Annotated in this window: 22 protein-coding genes; 7 read left to right on the top strand and 15 right to left on the bottom strand. The window is 35.9% G+C overall.

Features of this window, described 5'->3' with window-relative positions; all coding sequences use genetic code 11:
- Nucleotides 1-46: 46 nt before the first annotated feature.
- The 6 genes from ACWPWS_RS23075 to ACWPWS_RS23100 all read right to left on the bottom strand — a co-directional run bounded on the left by ACWPWS_RS23075 (nucleotide 47) and on the right by ACWPWS_RS23100 (nucleotide 6,884).
- Nucleotides 47-1,309 carry a PDDEXK-like family protein gene (locus ACWPWS_RS23075; RefSeq protein WP_078679700.1) on the bottom strand — a complete coding sequence of 421 codons (1,263 nt, stop codon included), beginning with the start codon at nucleotides 1,307-1,309 and terminating at the stop codon, nucleotides 47-49.
- A gap of 186 nt (nucleotides 1,310-1,495) precedes the next feature.
- Nucleotides 1,496-2,746 (bottom strand): site-specific integrase, encoded by a 1,251-nt coding sequence (locus tag ACWPWS_RS23080; protein WP_078679701.1) that lies wholly within the window; start codon nucleotides 2,744-2,746, stop codon nucleotides 1,496-1,498.
- A 258-nt stretch (nucleotides 2,747-3,004) separates the two neighbouring features.
- Nucleotides 3,005-3,352, bottom strand: coding sequence for a DUF1801 domain-containing protein (locus ACWPWS_RS23085; RefSeq protein ID WP_454048049.1), 348 nt, complete (start codon nucleotides 3,350-3,352; stop codon nucleotides 3,005-3,007).
- A 17-nt stretch (nucleotides 3,353-3,369) separates the two neighbouring features.
- Complete coding sequence (locus ACWPWS_RS23090) at nucleotides 3,370-5,208, bottom strand: ABC transporter ATP-binding protein (protein ID WP_454048050.1); 1,839 nt, start codon at nucleotides 5,206-5,208, stop codon at nucleotides 3,370-3,372.
- A gap of 222 nt (nucleotides 5,209-5,430) precedes the next feature.
- Nucleotides 5,431-6,351: a M28 family peptidase gene (locus ACWPWS_RS23095; protein ID WP_454048051.1), complete on the bottom strand. Its 921-nt coding sequence runs from the start codon at nucleotides 6,349-6,351 to the stop codon at nucleotides 5,431-5,433.
- Nucleotides 6,352-6,494: 143 nt separating this feature from the next.
- Nucleotides 6,495-6,884 (bottom strand): DUF4293 family protein, encoded by a 390-nt coding sequence (locus ACWPWS_RS23100; protein ID WP_209786287.1) that lies wholly within the window; start codon nucleotides 6,882-6,884, stop codon nucleotides 6,495-6,497.
- A gap of 143 nt (nucleotides 6,885-7,027) precedes the next feature.
- Here ACWPWS_RS23100 and rho point away from each other — a divergent pair, with 143 nt between their 5' ends.
- Both rho and ACWPWS_RS23110 read left to right on the top strand, forming a co-directional pair.
- Entirely contained in the window at nucleotides 7,028-8,863 is a 1,836-nt protein-coding gene (rho, locus tag ACWPWS_RS23105) for a transcription termination factor Rho (RefSeq protein ID WP_454048052.1), read from the top strand.
- A gap of 196 nt (nucleotides 8,864-9,059) precedes the next feature.
- The gene (locus tag ACWPWS_RS23110) at nucleotides 9,060-9,656 is read left to right on the top strand and encodes a superoxide dismutase (RefSeq protein ID WP_034691558.1); all 597 of its coding nucleotides are present in this window, start codon (nucleotides 9,060-9,062) and stop codon (nucleotides 9,654-9,656) included.
- A 70-nt stretch (nucleotides 9,657-9,726) separates the two neighbouring features.
- Here ACWPWS_RS23110 and ACWPWS_RS23115 read toward each other — a convergent pair whose 3' ends face one another.
- Both ACWPWS_RS23115 and ACWPWS_RS23120 read right to left on the bottom strand, forming a co-directional pair.
- Nucleotides 9,727-10,146, bottom strand: a complete 420-nt coding sequence (locus ACWPWS_RS23115; protein ID WP_454048053.1) for a DUF6146 family protein — start codon at nucleotides 10,144-10,146, stop codon at nucleotides 9,727-9,729.
- A 52-nt stretch (nucleotides 10,147-10,198) separates the two neighbouring features.
- A complete protein-coding gene (locus tag ACWPWS_RS23120; RefSeq protein WP_454048054.1) occupies nucleotides 10,199-11,389 on the bottom strand; it encodes an endonuclease/exonuclease/phosphatase family protein in 1,191 nt (396 codons plus the stop codon).
- 247 nt (nucleotides 11,390-11,636) lie between these two features.
- Here ACWPWS_RS23120 and ACWPWS_RS23125 point away from each other — a divergent pair, with 247 nt between their 5' ends.
- From ACWPWS_RS23125 to ACWPWS_RS23135, 3 genes are all read left to right on the top strand, one after another.
- On the top strand, nucleotides 11,637-14,510 hold the full coding sequence (locus ACWPWS_RS23125) for a carboxypeptidase regulatory-like domain-containing protein (protein WP_454048055.1): 2,874 nt from the start codon (nucleotides 11,637-11,639) through the stop codon (nucleotides 14,508-14,510).
- Nucleotides 14,511-14,536: 26 nt separating this feature from the next.
- Nucleotides 14,537-15,943: a DUF5689 domain-containing protein gene (locus ACWPWS_RS23130; protein ID WP_454048056.1), complete on the top strand. Its 1,407-nt coding sequence runs from the start codon at nucleotides 14,537-14,539 to the stop codon at nucleotides 15,941-15,943.
- A gap of 147 nt (nucleotides 15,944-16,090) precedes the next feature.
- Nucleotides 16,091-16,597, top strand: coding sequence for a DUF7336 domain-containing protein (locus ACWPWS_RS23135; protein ID WP_454048057.1), 507 nt, complete (start codon nucleotides 16,091-16,093; stop codon nucleotides 16,595-16,597).
- Nucleotides 16,598-16,640: 43 nt separating this feature from the next.
- Here ACWPWS_RS23135 and ACWPWS_RS23140 read toward each other — a convergent pair whose 3' ends face one another.
- From ACWPWS_RS23140 to ACWPWS_RS23165, 6 genes are all read right to left on the bottom strand, one after another.
- Nucleotides 16,641-17,192: an inclusion body family protein gene (locus tag ACWPWS_RS23140; RefSeq protein WP_454048058.1), complete on the bottom strand. Its 552-nt coding sequence runs from the start codon at nucleotides 17,190-17,192 to the stop codon at nucleotides 16,641-16,643.
- Nucleotides 17,193-17,469: 277 nt separating this feature from the next.
- Entirely contained in the window at nucleotides 17,470-17,940 is a 471-nt protein-coding gene (locus tag ACWPWS_RS23145) for a DUF6702 family protein (protein WP_228377469.1), read from the bottom strand.
- A gap of 58 nt (nucleotides 17,941-17,998) precedes the next feature.
- Nucleotides 17,999-18,751 (bottom strand): LOG family protein, encoded by a 753-nt coding sequence (locus ACWPWS_RS23150; protein ID WP_114819820.1) that lies wholly within the window; start codon nucleotides 18,749-18,751, stop codon nucleotides 17,999-18,001.
- Nucleotides 18,752-18,759: 8 nt separating this feature from the next.
- Nucleotides 18,760-19,473, bottom strand: coding sequence for a nucleotidyltransferase family protein (locus tag ACWPWS_RS23155; protein ID WP_209786281.1), 714 nt, complete (start codon nucleotides 19,471-19,473; stop codon nucleotides 18,760-18,762).
- Nucleotides 19,474-19,563: 90 nt separating this feature from the next.
- Nucleotides 19,564-19,971: a RapZ C-terminal domain-containing protein gene (locus tag ACWPWS_RS23160; RefSeq protein ID WP_454048059.1), complete on the bottom strand. Its 408-nt coding sequence runs from the start codon at nucleotides 19,969-19,971 to the stop codon at nucleotides 19,564-19,566.
- Nucleotides 19,972-20,073: 102 nt separating this feature from the next.
- Nucleotides 20,074-21,093, bottom strand: a complete 1,020-nt coding sequence (locus tag ACWPWS_RS23165; RefSeq protein ID WP_454048060.1) for an aminoglycoside phosphotransferase family protein — start codon at nucleotides 21,091-21,093, stop codon at nucleotides 20,074-20,076.
- 228 nt (nucleotides 21,094-21,321) lie between these two features.
- Here ACWPWS_RS23165 and xrtF point away from each other — a divergent pair, with 228 nt between their 5' ends.
- The gene (gene xrtF / locus ACWPWS_RS23170; protein ID WP_454048061.1) at nucleotides 21,322-21,852 is read left to right on the top strand and encodes an exosortase family protein XrtF; all 531 of its coding nucleotides are present in this window, start codon (nucleotides 21,322-21,324) and stop codon (nucleotides 21,850-21,852) included.
- On the top strand, nucleotides 21,839-22,285 hold the full coding sequence (locus ACWPWS_RS23175; protein ID WP_454048062.1) for an exosortase F system-associated membrane protein: 447 nt from the start codon (nucleotides 21,839-21,841) through the stop codon (nucleotides 22,283-22,285). Before xrtF ends, ACWPWS_RS23175 begins: the two co-directional genes overlap by 14 nt.
- Before the next feature lie 38 nt (nucleotides 22,286-22,323).
- Here the strand turns inward: ACWPWS_RS23175 and ACWPWS_RS23180 are convergent, their stop codons facing one another.
- On the bottom strand, nucleotides 22,324-23,322 hold the full coding sequence (locus ACWPWS_RS23180; protein ID WP_454048063.1) for a cation diffusion facilitator family transporter: 999 nt from the start codon (nucleotides 23,320-23,322) through the stop codon (nucleotides 22,324-22,326).
- Nucleotides 23,323-23,337: the final 15 nt, after the last annotated feature.

The raw sequence follows: 23,337 nt of genomic DNA on the forward strand, positions 1-23,337 counted from the left end.
TTAACATTTTGCTAAACTGTTATGGGCGGAGCTTCTCTGTCCGCTACTAATTTGTTTCGTATTCAAGTCCTGGAAATTTGTCCGTAAATTTATTTATGAGTTTATGAATATTCCCAATTCCCCAGTTTCTTGCGACATAAAATTCTTCTCCGTTGAAAATTAATTCAGGTGCGTCATTCGTTTTATATTTTCTGTATTTGATTTCTGTTTCGGTAAAATCTTCTTTCTTTTTTAGTAGAAGAAAACTACAACTTTTGTCTTCTTTAAGATAATTGACAATATCGTGATCAATTAAACCATTTGCTTTTAGCAAGTTTATTGTTTGAAGCCCTATATCAGATTTTTTGAAGTTTCGTTTAAATACTACACCATTATATTTTATGTTATATGTGCTTCGGTCTTTGTCAGAAGACAAACTGTCAAGAGCTTCTCTTATGCTATCTCTCGTGTCTTTTTCTTGTTCTGGGTCAGAACTTATTGCATAAAGTGATGCTAAAATTAATTTTTGGTTTTTCTCCCAAAAACTTGATAGTAGTTTTCTTTCTTCGTTTCCAAGTGCCATAATTAATTCTTGTTTATGTCCATCCGCTTCTTCGTCTATTGAAGGCTGGCTTAAAGATTTTAAATATTCAGTTAGTATATTTTGTGTTCGTGTCGAAATGTTTTGATTTAAAGCAGGTTCAATCAAATAATCAACAATTGATTGATAGTTAATTTGAATAAATGCTTTACAGTTGCATTCTGGCTCGGTCAATTCTATAAGTTCAAGTGTTGAAATTGGTGTTAAGTAAACATAGATTACAATGTTGTCGTCATTTTCTGTTGGGTTAAAGAAATTAAAGTAGCTGTTCGTTTGGTCGTTGTTCTCTCTGCTTTCAACTTTATTTTCAATTACTAACTTGATGTTCTTTGTTTTTCCTGCAATTAAAAGTGTCAATTCGATGTAAATATCAAGCCTACCAACATTTTTAATTGCGTATTCAGACTTAATGAATAGTCTTTCGATTAAGTAGTCTTCTGTAACAAATGAATTAAAAAGGTCGCTGTGTTTACTTTTTAACTTGTCATTGCTAAATTTTAAAATGATGTCTAAAAATTTTTTGATTGGGAATTCGCCTAAATTATGGCTTTCTAAATTTCCAAGTAACCAAGCAAGGAAACCGCTATGACTTATTTCTCGCCTACTTACTCCCAAAATTTCTGAAAATGATTTTGAATAATAAAAGTTTTCCAACTTTTGAAAGTCGGGATCATTTTTGAATTTTATTATTTCATCTCTGATTTGGTCTATAGTGAAATTGTCTGTCATTGTTGATGTTGTTGCGTTCTGTTAGCCTAGCCTTTACTTGTTTACAACCTCATAAAATGTCGCTAATACAACTAAATATGGTTGGCTTTGCGCAATTGCCGTGAGTGTCTAGCTATTATAAATAGCTAAATTACAAAAAAAGCCAATGTGATTAATATTGACTTTGTCTGATTGCTTTATTAGGTTTCAGAGTTGTGAAACAAAAGACCGTTCCATACTCTTAAATTTATGCGATACCTTTTGCATATCCTTTCCGACTTTCTCGTTGAGAATTTTTGCATAAATCTGAGTAGTGGCAATGTTTTTATGCCCTAACATTTTGCTCAAACTTTCTAATGGAACACCCTCGCTTAAAAATAGCGTAGCAAAGGTATGACGTGCCAAATGAAAGGTTACCTTCTTTTCTACAAGGCAGTCAATCAGTTGAGATATTCTCTTTAAGCTGTCATTACAAATCGTATTTGATGGTATAGGAAATACCTTTCCGTCCTTTGACAATCCTGCATATTTTTCAATAATCATTTTTGGAATATCTAAGAGCATCACGTTTGATGATGTAGCCGTTTTCTTTCTGCGTACAATAATCCACTGGTTGCCGTCAAAGAAATCTTGAAGATTGCTGTTTTTAAGCCCTTTCATATCTGAATAGGAAAGCCCTGTAAAGCAACTGAAAACAAACAAATCTTTAACCAATTCATCTTTCTTTTTCTCGCAGTTGAACGTTACGAGCTGTTCTAATTCGTTTCGTAAAAGATAGCCACGGTCTTTGTCTTTTTTGGTATTCTTGTACTCGCTGAACGGATTAAAAGCAAGATGCTTTCTGCTCATTGCCAATCGGCAAAGCGTAGTAAATCCAATCATATAAAGCCATATGGTGTTGTGTGTCAAGCTTTGGTCGTCACGCAGGTAGTAATCAAAGTCCTGCACAAAATCAGGTGTAAGGTCATTAAAGGGCACATCGGAATAGCCGTATTTTGTAAGTGCAAAATTTCGAAGATGTTTTAAAAGTATTTTGTATTTACTGCGTGTGCCATTTACCCGAAGTCCGCTATTAACCTTTTTCTCATAGTCGGATAGGAACTGTTCATAGAATTTGAAAAAGGTCAGTTCTCCGCTTTCCATCCCAAGAACGGCATTTTTAAGTTTAGCACTGTTTACAGCCCCCTCGTTCTTCATAATTTTGGAATAGCATTCCTCAATACCTGAACGAATTTTTTCAAGTTTGCTGTTTGTGTCTTGGGCTTCTCGGCTTTTACCTAAAACCCTGCCGTACTTCAAATCCCAATTTGTTGCGGAAATATCCAGCTTTGTACTGAATGCAGACTGTTTGCCGTTTACAGTAATCCTGCACATAACCGTAACTTTTCCGTTTTTCTTTGGGGCGTTCTTTTTAAGGTAGAACAATACCCTAAATGTTGATTTTTTTGTCGTTTCCATACTCACAATTCTTAATGATAAAATTAAACCTATGTGAGCTACGGAACAATATGAAAAACTATGCAAAAAGCTGAAATACAGTACTTTAAAACGATTGTTTCTAATGTTTAAAAGTAACGTTTTAGTAACCTTACTTTTGCCAAACCTCGCTTTTTCCTGCTTTTTACCTCATTACCAAAAAATCACAAAACGGCTGTAAAGCCTTTATTTACAACCGTTTTGCCTGTTATTAATCTTTGATGTATTTTTACTGAAACTTTATTTTATATATCTTTTGACCTCCTGTGTCAGGTTTAATATAAATTCCACAGGGATATCCTCTTCTGTATCGATAAGTAGAATTTTGAACTTCTTTCTGCCATCCTGAATCAGTTCAGGATAATCAAGTCTGTCGCCGTGATAAAAACTCAGATAGTGTTTTTGGTATTTTTTGCTGTAATAGAAGTAGCACAGCATTTTCTTTTTGTATTTAATAAATGGAAGTCCGAAACTGAATGTTTCTGTAATATTTTCCGGATCTGAAGCTAAAATAGTATCGCGCAAAAACAAAAGAGTACTTCTTTCAGGCTCTTCGATTCTGTAGAAATACTCTTGTATGGGGTTCATTTTATTCAGTTAAATGATTAGTCAAAGTTTTGAAGTTCAACCAGTTTGTGGTATACGCCTCTTTTAGCAATCAGATCATGGTGTGTTCCTTGTTCTACAATGTCACCTTTTTCCATGACCACAATCCAGTCTGCTTTCTGAATGGTTGAAAGACGATGGGCAATAACTAAAGAAGTTCTGTTTTCCATCATTTTTTCCAGTGCATCCTGTACAAATCTTTCAGATTCCGTATCCAGTGCAGAGGTGGCTTCATCCAGAATCATAATAGGTGGGTTTTTCAACACTGCTCTGGCAATGGAAACCCTTTGTTTCTGACCTCCGGAAAGCTTTCCGCCATCATCACCGATATTGGTATCATATCCTTCCGGAAGATTGGTGATGAAGGTGTCTGCATTAGCAATTTTAGCGGCCGCAATCACTTCTTCTCTGGTGGCATCAGGTTTACCCATCAGGATATTGTTATAAACAGAATCATTGAATAATACAGATTCCTGTGTTACCATTCCCAGAAGCTTACGATATTCCTGTAATTTTAAATGCTTGATATCTATTCCGTCAATCAGAATTTCTCCTTCCGAAACATCATAGAACCTTGCTAAAAGATTGGCAATAGTTGTTTTACCACTTCCACTTTGCCCGACAAGAGCAACCGTTTTTCCTTTTTGGATGGAAAGTGAGAAGTTTTTAAGAATCGTATGATCTTTATCGTAGTAAAAACCAATATTATTAAACTCGATTGATTTATTTAATGTTGAGATGGAAACAGGGTTCGCTATTTCGTCAATTCTTACATCAGCGTCAAGAATTGCTAACACCCTTTCAAGAGATGCTTCCCCTTTCTGTACATTCGAAATAGACTGAGATAAACTTTTTACTGGAGGTAAAATCTGGAAGAAAATACCCAGAAAAACCAGGAAATCTGCAGGTGAAATGCTTTGTTCTACAATGATTTGCTTTCCACCGTACCAGGCAATAATTAAAAAAGTAACGGAGCCCAAAAATTCGCTCATTGGAGAGGCTAATTCCTTTTTTCTTCCTAATCTTATTGAACTGTTAATCCACTTCTGCATAGACTGCATAAAACGGTTGTCCATTATTTTTTCTGCACTGAAAATCTTAATCACCTTTGTAGACTTTAGTGTTTCGTCTACAATAGAGAAAATATTTCCCATCTCATTTTGAGCCTCGTGAGAATCTTTTTTCAGACTTTTTCCTATTAAAGCAATCATCGTTCCCATTACAGGCAATACTAAAAGCGAGAAAAGTGTCATTTCTGTACTTAAAAAGAAAAGAGTTACTAACGTGCTTATCAACATAAAAGGAGCGTTGATTAATTCAACTAAACTTCCCAAAATATTCCCTTCAACTTCACCCACATCATTTGACATACGAGACATCAGATCTCCTTTTTTGCTTTCTGTAAAAAAAGAAACAGGTAGAGAAAGAATCTTTCTGTACATCGCTCCACGCAGGTCTTTAGTAACACCCACACGATAATTGATCAATAAAAATGAACCTAAATATCTGAAAAGGTTTCTCAGTAAAAACATAAATGCCGTTATCACGCAAAGCCAGGCCAAAACGTTAAGCGCTCCATGCTCGGTTACTAAACTCTGAACATAATAATTGGCATATTCTTTTGCATAAGAGAAAAAATCTAAAATTTCTCCCGAATATACGGGGGCATGGCTGTATTTTTTAGCCTCAATGGTGCCGAAAAGCATTCCCAAAACGGGTAGAATAGTTCCCAAAGAAGCAATTTGAAATACAGAATACAGGAGATTAAAAAATAAACTTCCGTAGATGTATTTTTGGTGGGGTCTTGCGAACTTTAGTATTTTAATATATTGGTTCATTCAATGAAAAAATTGGATAGCAAAATTACGTAAAATTAAAAGATAAGACGTTCTTAATCCTGTTTTACTTTAATGGATAAGTTTCAAAAAATGTCTTTTTGTTACAACTCACAACTATTGAATCTTATTTTTTGAATCAATAAGACTAAAGAACAGGAAGTAAAAGACTAAGGCTGTTTAATGCAAAAACCGCTATCTCAGCGGTTTTCATATAGGGTTTCATTAAAATTTCACCTGGTCATTATATTTCGGAGCAAAGTTTTTAGGATTCAGTTTATCCAGTGTTTTTCCAAAATTATTGATGATGTGGGTCATATTATCAAAATCTACAATATTGATATCATCATTTTCGTGGTGATAATGAGATGCTTTGGTCATATCAACTGTTGAAAATGAATGGGCAATGATTTTCTTTTTTACAAAACTCACATTGTCTGAACGGTAGAAAAGCTGTTGTTTTGCATAAGGATCTGCATTAATTTTTAATCCATTCACAGCATTTTGATTGAAAAGTTCATCAAGATCCGAGAATCCGTCTCCCGTCATATATAATGCGTTTTTTCCCCATTGAGATTCTGTAGCCACCATTTCAAAATTGAAAAGAGCAGTCATCTTATTATAAATAGGATCCAGATTTTTATCTGTTGAAATAGCTCTTGAACCCAGCATTCCTTTTTCTTCCCCATTGAATGCCATGAACACCATAGAGAATTCCGGTTTTTTGTTTTTGAAATAATCGGCAATACCTACCAGGGTGGTAATTCCGCTGGCATCATCATCCGCTCCATTGTAAATATTGTCTCCAGTTTTATCACTGGTTCCGATATGATCAAAATGCCCTGAGAATCCAAGATATTGATCCGTTTTTCCTTTTTTGATTCCACAGACATTATATACCGTTTTTCCATTATAATCAAAAGGAACCAGATAAGATTTTCCGGTACAGTATTCCAGGTTATTTTCTTTGAAAAGCTTTGCAATATAGTTGGCAGCATTTTCATTTTCCTGAGTTCCGATTTCACGGCCTTTCATTTCATCTGAAGCAAGAGTGGAAAGAACTGTTTTTACTCTTTCCTTGGAAACCTCCTGTGCAAAAGTAAGTATGGAGAATAGTGATAATGTAAGATACGTTAGCTTTTTCATTGTCTTTTATTAAAAGTTATATGATCTGTCGTATTTCTGATCAAAAAGTTGCAATGAAATTACATAAATTAAATAAGAATTTGAGGTAAATAAAAAACAGCTCCTTAAAAGAAGCTGTTCTCACTCAAAAAATCGTTGTAAGGCTATCGAAGTCTGTCTACAGATTTTACGAGCCTCTCATCTTTGCGGGTGTAAATGTTTGCAATAAGCAGACAGATCACCGCAAGCAATGGGAAAATCGGCTCAATACCCTTCTCAGGAAAATGAATTCCTCCGGATAAGTTTAGTAACCAGTACGCCAATACACCAATCAACAAAACGTTTATAATGATGCTGATGGTATTCAGCAAAATTTGTCTTTTTCTGTTTTTGAAACTAAAAATACTTAATGCTCCTGTAATAACAAGCACGATACAGCTTATATTAAGCAAGGGAATACTGTCAGAAATGACAACATCCTGTCCTGTTATGAAAAGGAACACTGCAGCTAAAACTGCTAATAAAGTCCATATAGTTTGTATTCTCTGTAGCATTGAATATTAAATTCTTGGCAAAAATAACATAAATTTTGCACAATTCAAAAATAAGTGTAGATTTGCATTATACAATGTACTTGAAAACCAAAGTCACCGGACTTACTTTTCTTACTCACAATTAATTACATTTTTACATAAATATGTTTAACATAGAAACGTTAAGGTCAAAATCCGTAACGGAACTGACTAAAATCTTAAAAGATTTGGGCGTTAAAGTTGCAAGAACCAGCAATGAAAATGACAAGATCTTTGCTATTCTTGACTTTCAGGCTTCTAACCCTAAAGTTGCAAAAGATTATTTCAACGCCACAGAAACCGCCAGTGTAAATACTGAAGAGGCCTCAGCAGAAAAACCTGCTAAAGCCCCGGCAAGAAAAGCTGCCCCCAAAAAACCGGCAGCCCCCAAGCCAAAAGCAAATACAAAAGCTCCGGTAGAACCTAAAGAAGAGGAAAAAATAGAAGAAAAGGTTCCTGCTGCTGAAGAAATAAAACAGGAAGAGCCCAAAGCTGAAGCCGCTGCAATCGTAACAGAAGATACATCAGCCGCTGCTCAAGCTAAAAAGAAAAGAAAAAGAGTTTCTACCAATACAGGTAATACTGAAGTATCTCAGGAAAAACCAGAAGCTCCAAAAAACACAGAATCTCAAGAGCCTGCCCAGGCCGAAGAAAAGCCTAACAATCCTCCTCAACAACAGGCTAACAGACCTCAAAAAGGACATAACCATCCACAGAACGGTGGAAACCAACATAAAAATCAAAACCAGAACCAACATCAGCATCAAAACCAAAATCAGAATCAAAATCAAAACAGACATTCTGAAAAGGCAGAGGAGCAGCATGACCATAAAAAAGAATTTAATTTCGATGGATTGGTAAGCATTGAAGGGGTGTTGGAAATCTTACCCGATAACTACGGATTTTTACGTTCCTCAGATTTTAGCTATATCTCTTCTCCGGATGACGTGTATGTATCTACAGCACAGATCAGGAATTATGGGTTGAAAACCGGAGATACAGTTAAAGGAATTGTAAGACTTCCGAAAGAAGGGGAGAAATATTTTTCATTATTGAAACCTACAGAAGTTAACGGGCGTGACCTTGCATTCATCAAGGACCGTGTAGCTTTTGAATATTTGACTCCGCTTTTCCCGGAAGAAAAATTCAATTTGGCAGGAAGTAACTCCACGATTTCGACAAGAATTGTAGATTTATTTGCACCTATTGGAAAAGGACAAAGAGCAATGATTGTGGCACAGCCTAAAACAGGTAAAACAATGTTGCTTAAAGATATCGCCAATTCTATTGCTGCCAACCACCCGGAAGTTTATATGATGGTTCTTCTGATCGATGAACGTCCGGAAGAAGTTACAGATATGGAAAGAAGTGTAAATGCAGAAGTAATTGCATCTACATTTGATGAAGCGGCAGAAAAACATGTGAAAGTAGCTAACCTTGTTCTTGCAAAAGCACAAAGAATGGTAGAATGTGGACATGATGTGGTGATTTTACTGGACTCTATTACAAGATTGGCAAGAGCATACAATACGGTTACTCCGGCATCAGGTAAAGTTCTTTCCGGTGGGGTAGACGCTAATGCGCTTCACAAGCCAAAAAGATTCTTTGGAGCTGCAAGAAAAATTGAAGGTGGAGGATCTTTAACAATTATTGCAACAGCATTGATTGACACAGGATCTAAAATGGATGAAGTAATCTTTGAAGAATTTAAAGGTACAGGGAATATGGAGCTTCAGTTAGACAGAAAAATTGCTAACAGAAGAATCTATCCGGCTATCGACTTAATTTCTTCCAGTACTCGTAGAGATGACCTTCTTTTAGATGAAGTGACTTCTCAGAGAATGTGGATCTTTAGAAAATATCTTTCTGAAATGAATCCTGTAGAAGCTATGGAATTTGTTAATAAGAACATCAAAGGAACTCTGAATAATGAAGAATTCCTGATGTCTATGAATAAATAAATTTAATTTAATATTGTTAAATAAAAAGCACGGATCATTAGGTTCGTGCTTTTTGTTAGTATTCAATAAAAAAAATAAAACTTAATTCAGTCTAAATCAATATATCAATGTTAAAGATTTATTAAAGTAATCCACAATCCTTGATAATCCCTTAAATATTGGCTAATTTTGAATTATAACATTAAAAATAAAGATTATGTCATTTGAATTACCAAAACTAGGATATGCATACGATGCATTAGAGCCAACGATCGATGCAAGAACTATGGAAATCCACCATACAAAACACCACCAGGCATATATTGACAATTTAAATAAAGCAATTGAAGGAACTGAACTAGCAGGAAAAACGATTGAAGAAATCTGCCAGACAGGAACTGACAAACCAGCAGTAAGAAACAATGGTGGAGGTCACTTCAACCACTCTTTATTCTGGGAAATTTTAACTCCAGGAGGAAGCAAAGAGCCAGTAGGAAATGTAAAAGCTGCTATTGAAAACTATGGTGGTCTTGACAAATTCAAAACTGATTTTTCTGATGCTGCTAAAACAAGATTTGGTTCAGGATGGGCTTGGTTAGTAAAAAATGCTGACGGTTCTGTATCGGTTTCTTCTACACCTAATCAGGATAACCCATTAATGCCTGTAGCAGACGTTAAAGGAACACCTGTTTTAGGATTAGATGTTTGGGAGCATGCTTATTATTTAAACTACCAAAACAGAAGACCTGACTATGTTTCTGCATTTTTCGATGTAGTAAACTGGGATAAAGTAGAGGAATTATTCAATAAATAATTTTCAGCTATTATAAAAATGAAAAGGTTCAGAATTACTCTGAACCTTTTTTATTGGGAATTATGTATACTTACCTTAGGGCGTCACTTCCGGTTAACCCGTTCAACCTTAGTTTGTATTTCCAGTTGACATACACGAAAACCTGGTATAATTTATATTCAAACTTGATCCCGTAGTTTTCCTGAGGATCATAATCTATCCCGGATTCTATAATATTTCTATATCTGCCGGAATTATAATAGCCGTTCCATTCGTTGACCAAAAATGTATTTTTTGTCTTCAGATAAGATTCTGTATACTGACTGATGGGCTTAGCCACAGCGTTCAGAAAATAATCAAACTGAGTATCAATGACCGTAAGATCCCATTCACCGTCTTCGTTTTTAGAAGGCTTCATTTCATGTTGCTCTTTATCTTTCTTAGGGGTTTCCTGAGAAAAACAGCTGAAAGGGATCCACGCAATCATTATTAATAAAATAATATTTTTCATGATGTAGGTATTTACATAAAAAAAGCACTCCAATAAGAGTGCCTAACTTTTTTTATGGTTCTTTCTGAAGAACTACAAATGCCGGAAAGTGGTCACTGTAGCCTCCTGTAAACTGGTCTCCATTCCAGGATCTGAAAGGATATCCTTTATAATTTCCTTCTTTATTCACTAAATAAGCGGGTGCAAAAATCTCTGCCTTATATACAGAATATTCTTTTGTCACCTGATCTGAAATTACGTTTTTAGAAACGATGATCTGGTCAAACAGGTTAGGAGCATCCTGATACGCAAGAGAAGCAACTCCCTTTTTATATAAAGGATACATCAGGTTAAGATAAGGTGTTTCTTCACTTAAATCTTTAGGGCTTGCCTGAGCTTTCAGGTGGTTTTTTAAACTTGGGCTTACAGGATCATCATTAAAGTCACCCATCGCAAAAAGCTTTGTGGTTGGGTCTGCAGCTCTTACACTGTCCATCTGTTGTTTTAACAATGCAGCGGCTGCATTTCTTTTAGGTAAAGAAATCGCTTCACCACCTCTTCTTGAAGGCCAGTGGTTCATGAAAAATGCTACTTTTTCATTATCTAAAAACCCTGTTACTACAAGGATGTCTCTGGTATATTCTCTTTTTCCGTTGTCACCGTAAATTACCAGTTCTTTTTTTAATGAATTGGTAGGGGTGAACCTTCTTTTCTGGTAAATCAATGCCACATCAATTCCTCTGTAGTCGTAAGAATTGTAATGAATAATTCCGTAGTCATATTTCTTTAAAGCAGGTTCGTTCACAAGATCCTGAATGACCTGTCTGTTTTCAACCTCTATTAAGCCAACTACTGCCGGAGCTGTTTTGGTATATTGTGATCCCATTTCAGAAATCACCTTAGCTTCGTTAGCCAGTTTCGCTTTGTAAATTTTAGTTCCGTAGTTCTTGGCACTTTTCGGGGTAAATTCTTCAGATCCACTTTGTATTCTTACTGCTTTTTTACCTTTTAATGCACCATCGCTCCATGGCCCGTCATATTTTTCAGCTTCCAGAAACTGGATTGAATCCATAGGAATACTTCTGTGGAAAGCAGGGTTTTTTATGTCTTTGGTTCCGTCAATATAATCTGCTGAACGGATCGTGTCCCAAAGGTTTTCTACGTTTAAAAAACCTACGGTAGCTACTTTTCTCAGTTTTCCCTGTTGTTGTGAGAATGCCACGATCGAAATAAGAATGGCAAACAGACTCGAAAATCTCTTCATCTCTTTAGAGTTTTATTATTCTATTAATTACAAATTTACTTTTTTTTAATTCACTGCGTTTTAAATATTTGTAAATTTAAAAGCAGTAATTCGAACCTCTCTTTTATAATGATTCTTAAAAGATTGCAATGTTATGAAAAAATAATGTTAAAAAAGTTCTGAATTACAAAATTTGATTAAATTTGTGCCCCCAACTTTTAAACTGTTGAAAATTAACAAGAAAAGTATTTAAAAAATAAATATACTCATGATTAAAAAATTATCATTGATCTCTTTATTTACTTTGCTGCCTGCTTCATATTATTATGCGCAGACAACTGTGTTTGCGTATCTTAAGGATGCAGACGGTAAACCTGTTGAGCAAGCAAGTGTAGATTTAAAAGGAGCAGGAAATGATGCAAAGGCAGACAAAATCGGATATTTCCAATTTAAAGATTTGATGCCTGGACATTATCAGATTATGGTTACAAAACCCAATTTTGAAACTAAAATTTTTGAATTTGATGTAACCAGTGATGAGAAAAGAAAAGATCTTGGAGTAATTACTCTTTATTCTGCATTGAATGGTGCAGATCAAGGATTGGCTATCGTAGAAGATTCTGGAGAAAGTGATGGTGGTGGTGCTCAGCAAACCGCAACTGTAGGTTTGCTACAGTCTTCTCAGGATGTTTTCAACAGAATTGCAAGTTTCGATTTAGGACCATACTGGTTCCGCCCAAGAGGAATTGATAGCAGAACAGGGGAGAATATGATCAACGGGATTTCTATGGCCGCAGCAGATAATGGAGATGTAGACTTCAGTACCTGGGGAGGGTTGAACGAAATAACCCGTTACCCGGAAATTGCAGTGAACCATGCACCTTCAGAATATGCTTTCGGAGGAACTACCGGAGTATTTTATAAGAATACAAAAGCCAGTGAGTACAGAAAAGGAAGTCAGCTGACGTACTCTCTGACCAACAGAAACTATACCAACAGATTGTCTTACAGATTCTCTTCCGGAATGAATAAGAACGGATGGGCATTTACAGGAATGATTGCAAGAAGATGGGCACAGGAAGGGATTCAGGATGGTACCGCTTATGATGCATATAGTGGATATATTGGTATTGAGAAGAAATTCAGTGACAGCCATACCATGACTTTAAATGCCATTGGTTCTAAATATGCAAGAAGTTCTTCAAGTCCAAGTACTCAGGAAGTATATGACTTCAGAGGAGTTCATTACAATTCTTACTGGGGATGGCAAAACGGAGATAAAAGAAATGAAAGAGTAAAAAGAGGTTTCCAGCCCATGATCCAATTACAGGATTTCTGGAAAATTAATAAAAACTCTCAGCTATGGACATCTGTTTCTTATCAGTTTGGGAAAGAATACAGTTCGAGATTGGATTGGTACAGAGCGAATAACCCGTCTCCAACCTATTACCGTAATCTACCAAGTTATTGGTTAAATTATAAAGATCCGTCTCCGGAGCAGAGTGCCAACATCGGAATTACAAGAGACTGGTGGACGAATGATGACCAGTCACACACACAGATCAACTGGGATAATCTTTATAATGCCAACAGAAACGTAGAGTACAATGCGTTACTTGGCGGAAGAAGAGCTGCATATTATCTTGTAGATGATGTTAAAGATGACAAAGTATGGAATGTATCTACTCACTATACGTATAACTTCACCGATACTTCCCGTTTTATCTTAAACTTATCGTACCAGAACTACAGATCTGAACAGTACAGAGAAGTAAACGATCTTTTAGGTGCTGATTTTGCCCTGAATATGGATCCTTTTGCATCCAATACCACTGCAGGAAGTGTTTGGGGGAAATTCAATACAAGAGAAAGCGACACTGATGTTGCCAAAAGAGAAGGTGATAAAATCGGATACAGCTATATTTTCAGAAGACAGGAATTCAAAATAAACCCAGCTTTCAAATTCTCAACAGGAAAATTTGATGTTTTTATTTCCGGATTATTCGGGTATACAACAAACAGCAGAGAAGGATTGTTCCAGCATTATCTGTATGAGTCATCTTATGGAAAAGGAGCAGATCAAAACTTCTGGAATGCAGGTGTTAAAGGTCAGGTTACCTATAAAATTAACGGGAGAAACTTCCTGGTTTATAACGGAGCTTACTTCTCACAGTCTCCTTTCTTAAATGATATTTATTTTAATACAAGAGTAAGTGGTGTTACAACTCCTGGGATCAAAAATGTTGTTGTTGATGCCAACGATTTGAGTTATGTTATCTCTACTCCGATTGTTAAACTTAGACTGACAGGTTACCTTGTTAATACTCAAAACGAAACAAGTGTACAACGGTATTTCGCACAGGGAGTTAAACTCACAAACCTTACTGAGAGTGGTGATCAGGCTCCAATTCAGGATGGTGCTTTCATTACACAGGTATTGGCTGGAGCCAATAAGAGAAATATGGGTATTGAACTTGGTGCACAGGTGAAAGTAACTCCTACTTTAACTGCCAGTGGATTATTAAGTTTAGGACAATATACGTATACCAATAACCCTACTGTTTATTTTGCATCTGACGCGGTTGGAACATTCAGAGAGCTTGACGGAAACGGAAATATCGTGTCAAGATCTTATACCAACATGGGTGAAGCAACGCTTAAAAACTACAGACAAGGAGGTACACCTCAGGAGGCATATACGCTAGGTCTTCGTTACAGCCCTAATTACTGGTGGATAGGAGCAACATGGAACTATTTCGGGCACTCGTTCCTGGATCCGTCTCCAGTAACCAGAACAACAAGATTCTATACCAATCCTAATACACCGGGAGTACCTTATGACCAGGTAAACGATGAAGAACTTGCAAGAGTTCTTACGCCTACAAAACTGCCTTCAGCATTCTTCTTCAATGTAAACGCAGGGAAGTCATGGGTGATTGGTAAATATTATGTATTGGTATCTGCATCTGTTAATAACATCCTTAATAACAGAAATTATATTACTGGAGGATTTGAGCAGACCAGAAACGTTAACTATCTTGATTATGCAAGTGATTATGACAGCGGAAACATGGTATTCGCACCAAAGTATTGGTATAATCAAGGGAGATCTTATTTTGTTAACCTTCAATTCAGATTCTAAAAAACTAAAATTAAAAATCGAAAACAATGAAAAATATATATTTTAAAGCGGCGATCTTTAGTGCTATTTCAATGCTGTCATTCTCGTCTTGTGTAAAAACTGATGATTATGAGGTGCCGGAAATTAAATGTACCAACAAATTTGCAGCAGCTAATCACCCGTTAACTGATCTTGCTACTATTGCAAAAGCAAAACCAACGGAAGCCGATATCATTAAAGAAGATTATATCGTTGAAGCCTATGTTTCTTCAAGTGATGAATCAGGAAACATCTATAAAATGATGTTCCTTCAGGATAAGCCTGAAAACCCGACACAAGGGATTGAAATTGACATCGATGGTGGAAATCAGTATCTTGATTATCCTACCGGATCTTTAGTAAGAATTAACCTGAAAGGATTGATTGTTCAAGGTATTAACGGGAACATTAAAGTAGGTTCTTTTGATCCTAACTATCCTATCGGTAGAATCAACCCTAATAAAGTATCCAATTATATTGCAAGAGTTTGTGACGGACAAAAGGCTGTAGTAACTGCAATAAAGCCATTAGAGTTTAATTCTATCGCTGATGCTCTTAAAAATGGTGCTCACATCAATCAGCTTGTGAAAATTAAAAATGTTCAGTTCGAAGAACCTGAATTGACAAAAACTTTTGCTGATGAATCTGCTACAGGTGACCGTTATATTACTGATAAAAAAGCAGGTAGATTAGATCTTCGTTTCAGTAACTATGCAACTTTTGCGAAATCTCCGATCTCTCCTAAATATGCAAGAAGTGGTGAAATCGTTCTTCTTCTGAGCCGTTTTACCAGTTCAAGTAATGCAACAATTTTCACAGATCAGGCGTATATCAGAAATCTTGATGATATTAATTTCCCTAATGACAGATTCAATCCAGGTGAACCAGATGCTCCTTCTGCTTCTGCTGTAAACCTTTTCGCAGGTTCAGACTTTGAAAACTGGACAACTTTCTTATCAAGTGTAAATACTTTCGGTCTTAAGCCTTACGCTACACAAGGTGTGGGTCTGGGATATAACGGTACAAATTCACTTCAGATCAAAGGAACTCCTACAGCTAACGATTATGTATTTACCTCTGTGGCTGCTACAGGAATCCCAGCTGTACCAAAAAGAATTACAATGTATATCAAAGGTACTGCAACAGGAAAAACTCTTTCTTTCAACGTGTACAAAGCAGGTGGAGGTTTCTATGTGTTTAACTTAGGTACATTCTCTACAGGGGCTACTTTGGGAGTGGAAAGTGCTAACTCTTACACAGGATCTATCAATACAAGCGGACAGTGGAGATTAGTGGAGCTTACCCTTACAGGTATTACGGATATTAACACTACAGCCGGAAAAGATATGTTTGCGATCAAAACTGGAAATGGTGGAATCTATGATGTTCAGATTGATAACATCAAAATTGAGTAATACATTAGGATACAATATATTCTAATACATTTTATAAAAATCGGGTGGCTTCTAAAGTTGTCTGATTTTATTTTAATTTTAATAGTGATATTAAATCAATTAAGAATTTAATACTTTTATCTCTAAAAACAGAAACCATATTCAAAAATGGAATATTTCATTTACGCATTAAATCATACTTACACTGATGAAACCCATACAAATACCAAATTTCTGGGCGTTTCAAATTGCCTTGAGGATTTGGAGAAGTTAAAAGCAAAAGCCGTTCTTATGGCTGGATTCAGAGATTATCCCGATTGTTTTGTTACAGATTGCTATATTATAGATAAAATACATTGGAATGATGGGTTTGAGGAGGTAATTGGTGAAATAGGACGTGACTATATTGAAAAAGGTGATGAGATAGATGAGAACTGTATTTCAGTCAAAGAATTAGGTTTAAATGCTGTTTTCAGTGTCAGCCATTCCTATACAATCCATACTTTTTTAGATGATGAAAGATATATCGGAGTATTTTCAACGTTAGAAAAGGTGGAGAAAGCTATTGAAGAACTCAAAAATAAACCAGGTTTTAAAGATCATCAAGATGATTTTATTATCTGTGAACTGGATCTTGCAACCCTTTTATGGAGTAGCGGATTTGGTGGCGTTTAAAAAACAAAAACCACTGCTGATGCAGTGGTTTTTTTATTTCCTTTTATTTAACTGTAATTGTTGGATCCCAGTAAAAGTAGCCGAACAGAATCTGTTTGTTACTGTCATTCGGATCTAAAATATAAAGTCCAAACTGTACATAGAAATTCTCTTTTCCTGTAGCTTTCACTTTAGAGTCGATACTGGCAAAAGTAATATCAGCAGCAGCGGCAGGAAGACCATTTTGAGAATTCAAATTAGGTACTGCAGCTTGTCTTCTTTCAACAGAATTGTAGATAAAGCTGTTAAAAACCTGATCTCCGGACCAGTACTTAATATTGTAGATGATAACAGCATCGTCAGAATTCTGATAGATGGAAGTTCCTCTGAAGGAAACTGTATCTCCGGCTCTTGCGCTGAAATTCAGATCGGCAGAACCTTGTCCGGAAATTGCGTTGGCATTGGAAACAATCATATGCTGGCTGTTATGATCAATTCCTGTAGGACTATTAGGGTCTTTACTTGGGTTGGGATAAGTAGCTCTTACATAATCCGTGTCTATTACAATCAGGACATCTATTTCCTGACTGGATGATTTTTGTTGTACATCGTCCATGATATTTCGTTTTTAGTTTGGTGTTTTCTTACTCATGTGGCTTTTCAGATTTCGCCCCGTTATTTATGTGATTCCGGCTTCACCTTGGTGGTTGTAATTACAATACAAATGTACATTGTTGAAAATGAAAATATTAGAGTGGAAATGCTGAAATTTAAGATTAAGTATTTGTACTTAATTAATCTCCCCGAAGTGATTTTTTATGATACAAAAAAATACCCTGAAAAGTTCAACTTCTCAGGGTACCCATTTTATAATGGTTAAATCTAATTTTTGTTTAAAAAGAAACCTCGTTCACTTCTTTTCCTCTTTGGAAGTTCATTGTTTTCTGGCTGCCTTTATAGGCAATGTTCACCAGATTGATCTGCTTAGGAAAAGCGCTCAAAAGGATCGTATTTTTAATCTTTAAGGTATTGATATCTGAAACGCCTCCGGTTTCAAAATATACCCATACAGTTTCTCCGCTGACCTGACTTCCTGTGAAGGTAATCGTTTTAGGAGCTCCATTGACAAATACATCAAAATTATTGTTCACATATTTTTTTACCTCTGCTTCAAATCCTGCCGTATTTGGGTTGATTTTAATCGCGTCAGAGATATGGCTTGTATTCATTTTTGTGGTAAACTTCAATGTCTTGCTTCCATCAATATAGTCCACTTTGGTCATTGAAGAGAAAAAGTCTACATACATAAAACTCATTAACACAAAAAATGTTAAAATTCCTGATATATATAAAAGTTTTTTCATCTTAATTAATAGATTTACAATCATACTTGTTCATTATAAGTCACAAATAATATGCCAATTAAAAATTTACATTCACAGAATATTTATCATAAAAGGCTTTTATATGTGCTACGGCCTCATCAGCAGTGTCTACCACACGATAAAGATCAAGATCATCTTCAGCAATCATTCCTTCTTTTAACAGGGTTGCTTTAAACCAATCCAGTAATCCTCCCCAGAATTCACTTCCTACCAAAACGATTGGGAATTTTCCAATTTTGTTGGTTTGAATCAGGGTCATTGCTTCAGTCAGCTCATCCAGTGTCCCGAATCCTCCGGGCATTACTACGAAACCTTGAGAGTATTTTACAAACATTACTTTTCTCACGAAAAAGTAATCAAAATTCATGGAATAGGATTTATTAATATAAGGATTAAAGTGCTGTTCAAAAGGAAGATCAATATTAAGTCCGATAGATTTTCCTTTCGCATTGAAAGCTCCTTTATTTCCTGCCTCCATGATCCCCGGGCCGCCTCCGGTAATAATTCCGAAACCTAGTTTGGTGATCTTTTCAGCAATATCTACAGCCATTTCATAATATTTGTTCTCCGGTTTCAATCGGGCAGACCCAAATATAGAAACGCAAGGACCAATTTTAGCCAGTTTTTCATAGCCGTCAACAAATTCAGCCATGACCTTGAATACCATCCAACTGTCTTTGGTGATTGTTTCGTCCCAGGTTTTTTGTCTGAAACTGTTATGTAGTTTTGTTTCGTTACTATCAAGTTCTGGATTTACTAAACTTTCATCCCTAGTTCCATCAATTTCCATTGTAAAATTTATTTAAAATGTTTCTCGGCCTCTATTACGGAAGACGGTCTTCCAACATCAATAAGAATACTGTCATGTACAAAACCGTGTATATGTTCGGTCTGCATGAGGTCAAGATATTCTTCCATAACAGAAAATTTGCCTGTTCTTTTTATTTTTTTGAAGATGACAGGATTGATACAATGAATTCCACTGAAAGCAAGAGCCTTAAAACCTTTATTGAATTCTGCCAGCCTCTGTTCTCCGGTTTGTACATTCAGCCAGCCTCTCAAAACCATATCATCATTGAAAAGGAGTTTTCTCGAACTTTCCCTGTCCGAAACCGCTAAAGTAGCAAAATCTTTTATCTTTTTGTGGTATTCTACCAATGCATTGATATTCAGGTCTGTTAGAATATCAGCATTCAGGATTAAAAAATCTTCTCCGTGATCAAGGAATTTTCTTGCAAAAATCAAGCCGCCACCTGTTTCCAGAAGTTCATTGGTTTCATCAGAGATTTCAATCTTACATCCGAAATTATTGTTTTTATTTAAAAAATCAACAATCTGATCTCCAAAATGATGAATATTAATCACAAAGTCAGTGATTCCATAGCTTTTCAGGTATTTGATATTTCTTTCCAGAAGCGGAACTTCATTTACTTTTGCCAAAGCTTTCGGATGGTGATCTGTAAACGGTTTAAGTCTGGTGCCTTTTCCAGCTGCGAAGATTAGAGCTTTCATTTTTTATAATTATAAATGATAGTGGATGAATGATAAAACCTTACAATTAATAAATGACAATTAAATCATTTATCAATCATCGCTTACCATTTATTTATTCAGTTGGGGTTGTTCGTCATGATGAAGGGTTACCTGAGTTCCTTCAGGATATTTTTCTTTGATAAATTCGGCGATTTTTATAGCAGAATATACCGATCTGTGCTGCCCGCCAGTACACCCGAAATTGATCTGCAGGTGTTCAAAACCTCTTGCAAGATAGTCGTCGATATTGATGGAAACAAGAGATTTTATCAGTTCTAAAAACCTGGGCATTTCTGTTTTCGTTTCCAGATATTCCTGAACTCCAATGTCATTTCCGGTCTGGATTTTATATTCTTCAATTCTTCCGGGATTTAAAATTCCACGGCAGTCAAAAGCGAAACCTCCGCCATTTCCTGAATTGTCTTTAGGAATTCCTCCTTTCTTGTAAGAAAAACTGTGTATCTCGATGTTTAGCATATTTTTTATTTTTAAACCATTAAGGCTTATTTAGTTATGTTGAAGTCGCTTTGTGCTTTGCTCAAATATTTTCAATCTGTCAGTCTGAGCGGAGCCGAAGACTTATTTATTTATTATTTCTTCAATTTTTTGCTTTGCCTTCTCTGATGTCAGTTGCTGAATTACTTTTTGCAGTTCCGGATAATTGTTCATCTGTTCCCATGAGTCTGCAAACTGTGTTATATTCTGAATCCCTTTTTCAAGGCTGGCTATGAAATGGGGTTTTCTTTGAATCAGTCCTCTGAACCCGTAGGCTCCTAAAACCTGTAAAAATCTCATCATCTGAATCGGCATCACTGCATTTTTCAGCTGGATTCTTGTTTCAGGATCTTCGAACTGCTGAATATAAAATTCCAGCATTTCCTGTTTGAAATCTTCAGGAAAATTAGCTTTAGCCTGAAAAAGAAAAGAGATCACATCATACATTAACGGGCCTTTCATGGCTGACTGGTAATCGATGAAAGAGACTTGGCCCATTTCATTTACCATGATATTTCGTGCCTGGAAATCGCGGATCATAATTCCTTTAGGCTCAAGATTCTCAATGAGAACTGCAATTCTTTTGAATTCTTTCAGAAGAGCAGATTTGCTGTATTCAAGCTCCAGGAAATCGGCCACAAAGTTTTTAAAATAATAAAGATCATGAATCACGGGAAGTTCATCATAACTTTCATATTCAAAGGTTTTTGAAAAGTCAATTTTTCCCTGGGTCTGTACCTGCATTTTGAAAAGCTTTTCTAAAGTCTGCTGAACCAGGGATCTTACCGAAGAAGCTGTTTTTTCTTTTGCAATGATCTCAGAAAGCGTTTGCTGTCCCAGGAATTCCTGGATGTACATTTTTCTGTCATCAGAAATAGCAAGAATGGATGGGGTATTAAGTTTCAGGCCTGAGAATACTTCGGAATAATAAAGAAAACTTTCATTTTCCGGGATATTTTCATTGTACGTGATGATGTATTTTTCAGTACCGGCAGTGGCCAGAAAATTTACCCTCGCAGAGCCGCTTTGAGCTAATGTGACGAATTCGGAAGATTTTTTACCTAAATGGTTTTCAAAAAATCGTTTTGCGTTTTCAGAAGTCATAATATGGAAACAAATATACTAAATTAACATGAGTTGGAAATTATAGTTTAAAGAAGTGATGGATGAAAGCTGAAGAGTATGGGAGTGAAGCTTTAGAATGTTGATATTATTGAATGGTTTTGCGAAAAATTTTAAGTATTATATCCTAAATCCGTTGGGTTTTACTCCTGATTTTAACTTTCTTTATTCAAATTCAGGATATTACATGCTAATTTTTATCTTTGCAGTATGCTGAAAGACTTTAAACCTGTTTTAGGTATTTTATTGCGTTTTATTATTATTTACCTGGTGTTGCTTATCACCTATCAGTTCTACCTGAACAGTGGTAAAGATTCCGGGCTGGATTCTTTTTCAAGGATGATTGCCAATCAGGTGACTTCTCTGCAGAACGTTATTGGTTATCCCACGGAGCTTTATGATGATGTAAAGAACGAGCAGGTTTGGTTTTATGTAAAACACAATTATGTAACGAGAATGGTGGAGGGTTGTAATGCGATCTCTGTCATCATTTTATTTGTGTCTTTTGTTTTTGCTTTTTACAAAGGGGTGAAAACTTTTGTTTTTGTGGGAGTAGGATTAGTATTGTTATATATTATAAACCTTTTGAGAATTGTAGGATTAAATATCGTTATGTCTGATCATAAGGAATACGGAAAGATGTTTCATGATTTTATTTTCCCTGCTATTATTTACGGAAGTGTGGTAGTTCTTTGGTTGATCTGGATTAAATTTTTTGCTTTAAAACATGAAAATTCTTAGTTGGTTTCTGGTGATCGCAGGAGTTTGCGGATTGATAAGTGTAAGAGTTCTTGAGAATGCGGTTTTTTATGACCCGTTTTTAGGCTACTTTCATGAAGCCAATAAAAATATCGAATTCCCAGGATTTGAATGGGGAAGGCTTATTGCCGGACATGTGTTCAGGTTTATTTTAAACCTTCTTTTTTCCTGCCTGATTATCTATGGTTTATTTAAAAATAAGGAATGGACTTTACAGGGAGCGATCATGATCCTTGTGGTATTTGTTATTACACTGCCAATTTATCTGTACTGTATTTATGATAAGTTCGAAATAGGTTATCTTTTTTCTTTTTATATGAGAAGATTTGTGATCCAGCCTTTGATTATCCTGTTGATTGTTCCGATGTTTTATTACAGGAAACAAATGATCAGTAAAGAAACTGAAAATAGATAAGAAGGCGAAAAGTCATCGGTATTTCTTTATTTTCCCAGTTATTCTGTAGTATGTTTATCCACGCTGGTGATATTTTCCGGAGTCCATTCCACCCGTTTAATGAAATCTTTCTCCCGCACAGGACAGTCTTTGATCTGGCATACCGGGCATGAAATCGGTTTGCAATCATCCATATGAAAATTGAACTCAATACTGCGTTTCATGTTTTTAGCGAGAAGGATGATTACTTTTTCCATTTCGCCATGGGCATCACGCAGATCATAATACCATGGAAGGGTTATATGGGCATCAATATGCAGGGAAGATCCGAATTGTTGAATTTTCATATTGTGTACATCAATCCATTCTATTTGTCGATTCTCTTCAAGGATTCTAATGACCTGATTTAATATTTCAGGATCCTGTTCGTCCATAATACCGCTTAATGATTTTCGGACGATTTTGTAGCCTACAAATATGATATAAAGTCCAAAACTTAAGGCCACTACTGAATCGAGCCAATAGATTTTGGTGAAGTAAACAATAATTAAGCTGGCAACCACTCCAAGCGTTGTAATGGTGTCAGACTGAAGGTGTTTACCGGATGAAATGAGAACCAGAGAGTTTTCTTTTTCCCCTTTTTTAATAGAAATATATCCCAGGAGATAATTAATGACTGCAGTGGCTGCAATAATCCAGATTCCGAGATCAATTTTACTCAGCGTTTTTCCTACGATAAGACTGTGAATTCCTTCGTAGATAATCATAACACCGGCTATGGCAATCAAAGCTCCTTCAATTCCGGAAGTCACGAATTCTACTTTCCCATGGCCATACGGATGGTCATCATCTTTAGGTTTGGCTGCAAGATGAAGAGAATAAAGTCCCATGAATGCACTGATGACATTGACAATACTTTCCATAGCATCGGAAAAAACAGCGTCGGAATTGGTGAGTTTCCATGCTATAATTTTTCCGACAAAAAGGATGATTCCAAATGTAGCAATAAGCTTCTGGAATCCTATTTTCTCTTTATGGGTATTTTTCTGGGTATTCATACTGTGTTTGATAAA

It is taken from the genome of Chryseobacterium sp. Marseille-Q8038 (assembly GCF_965111995.1).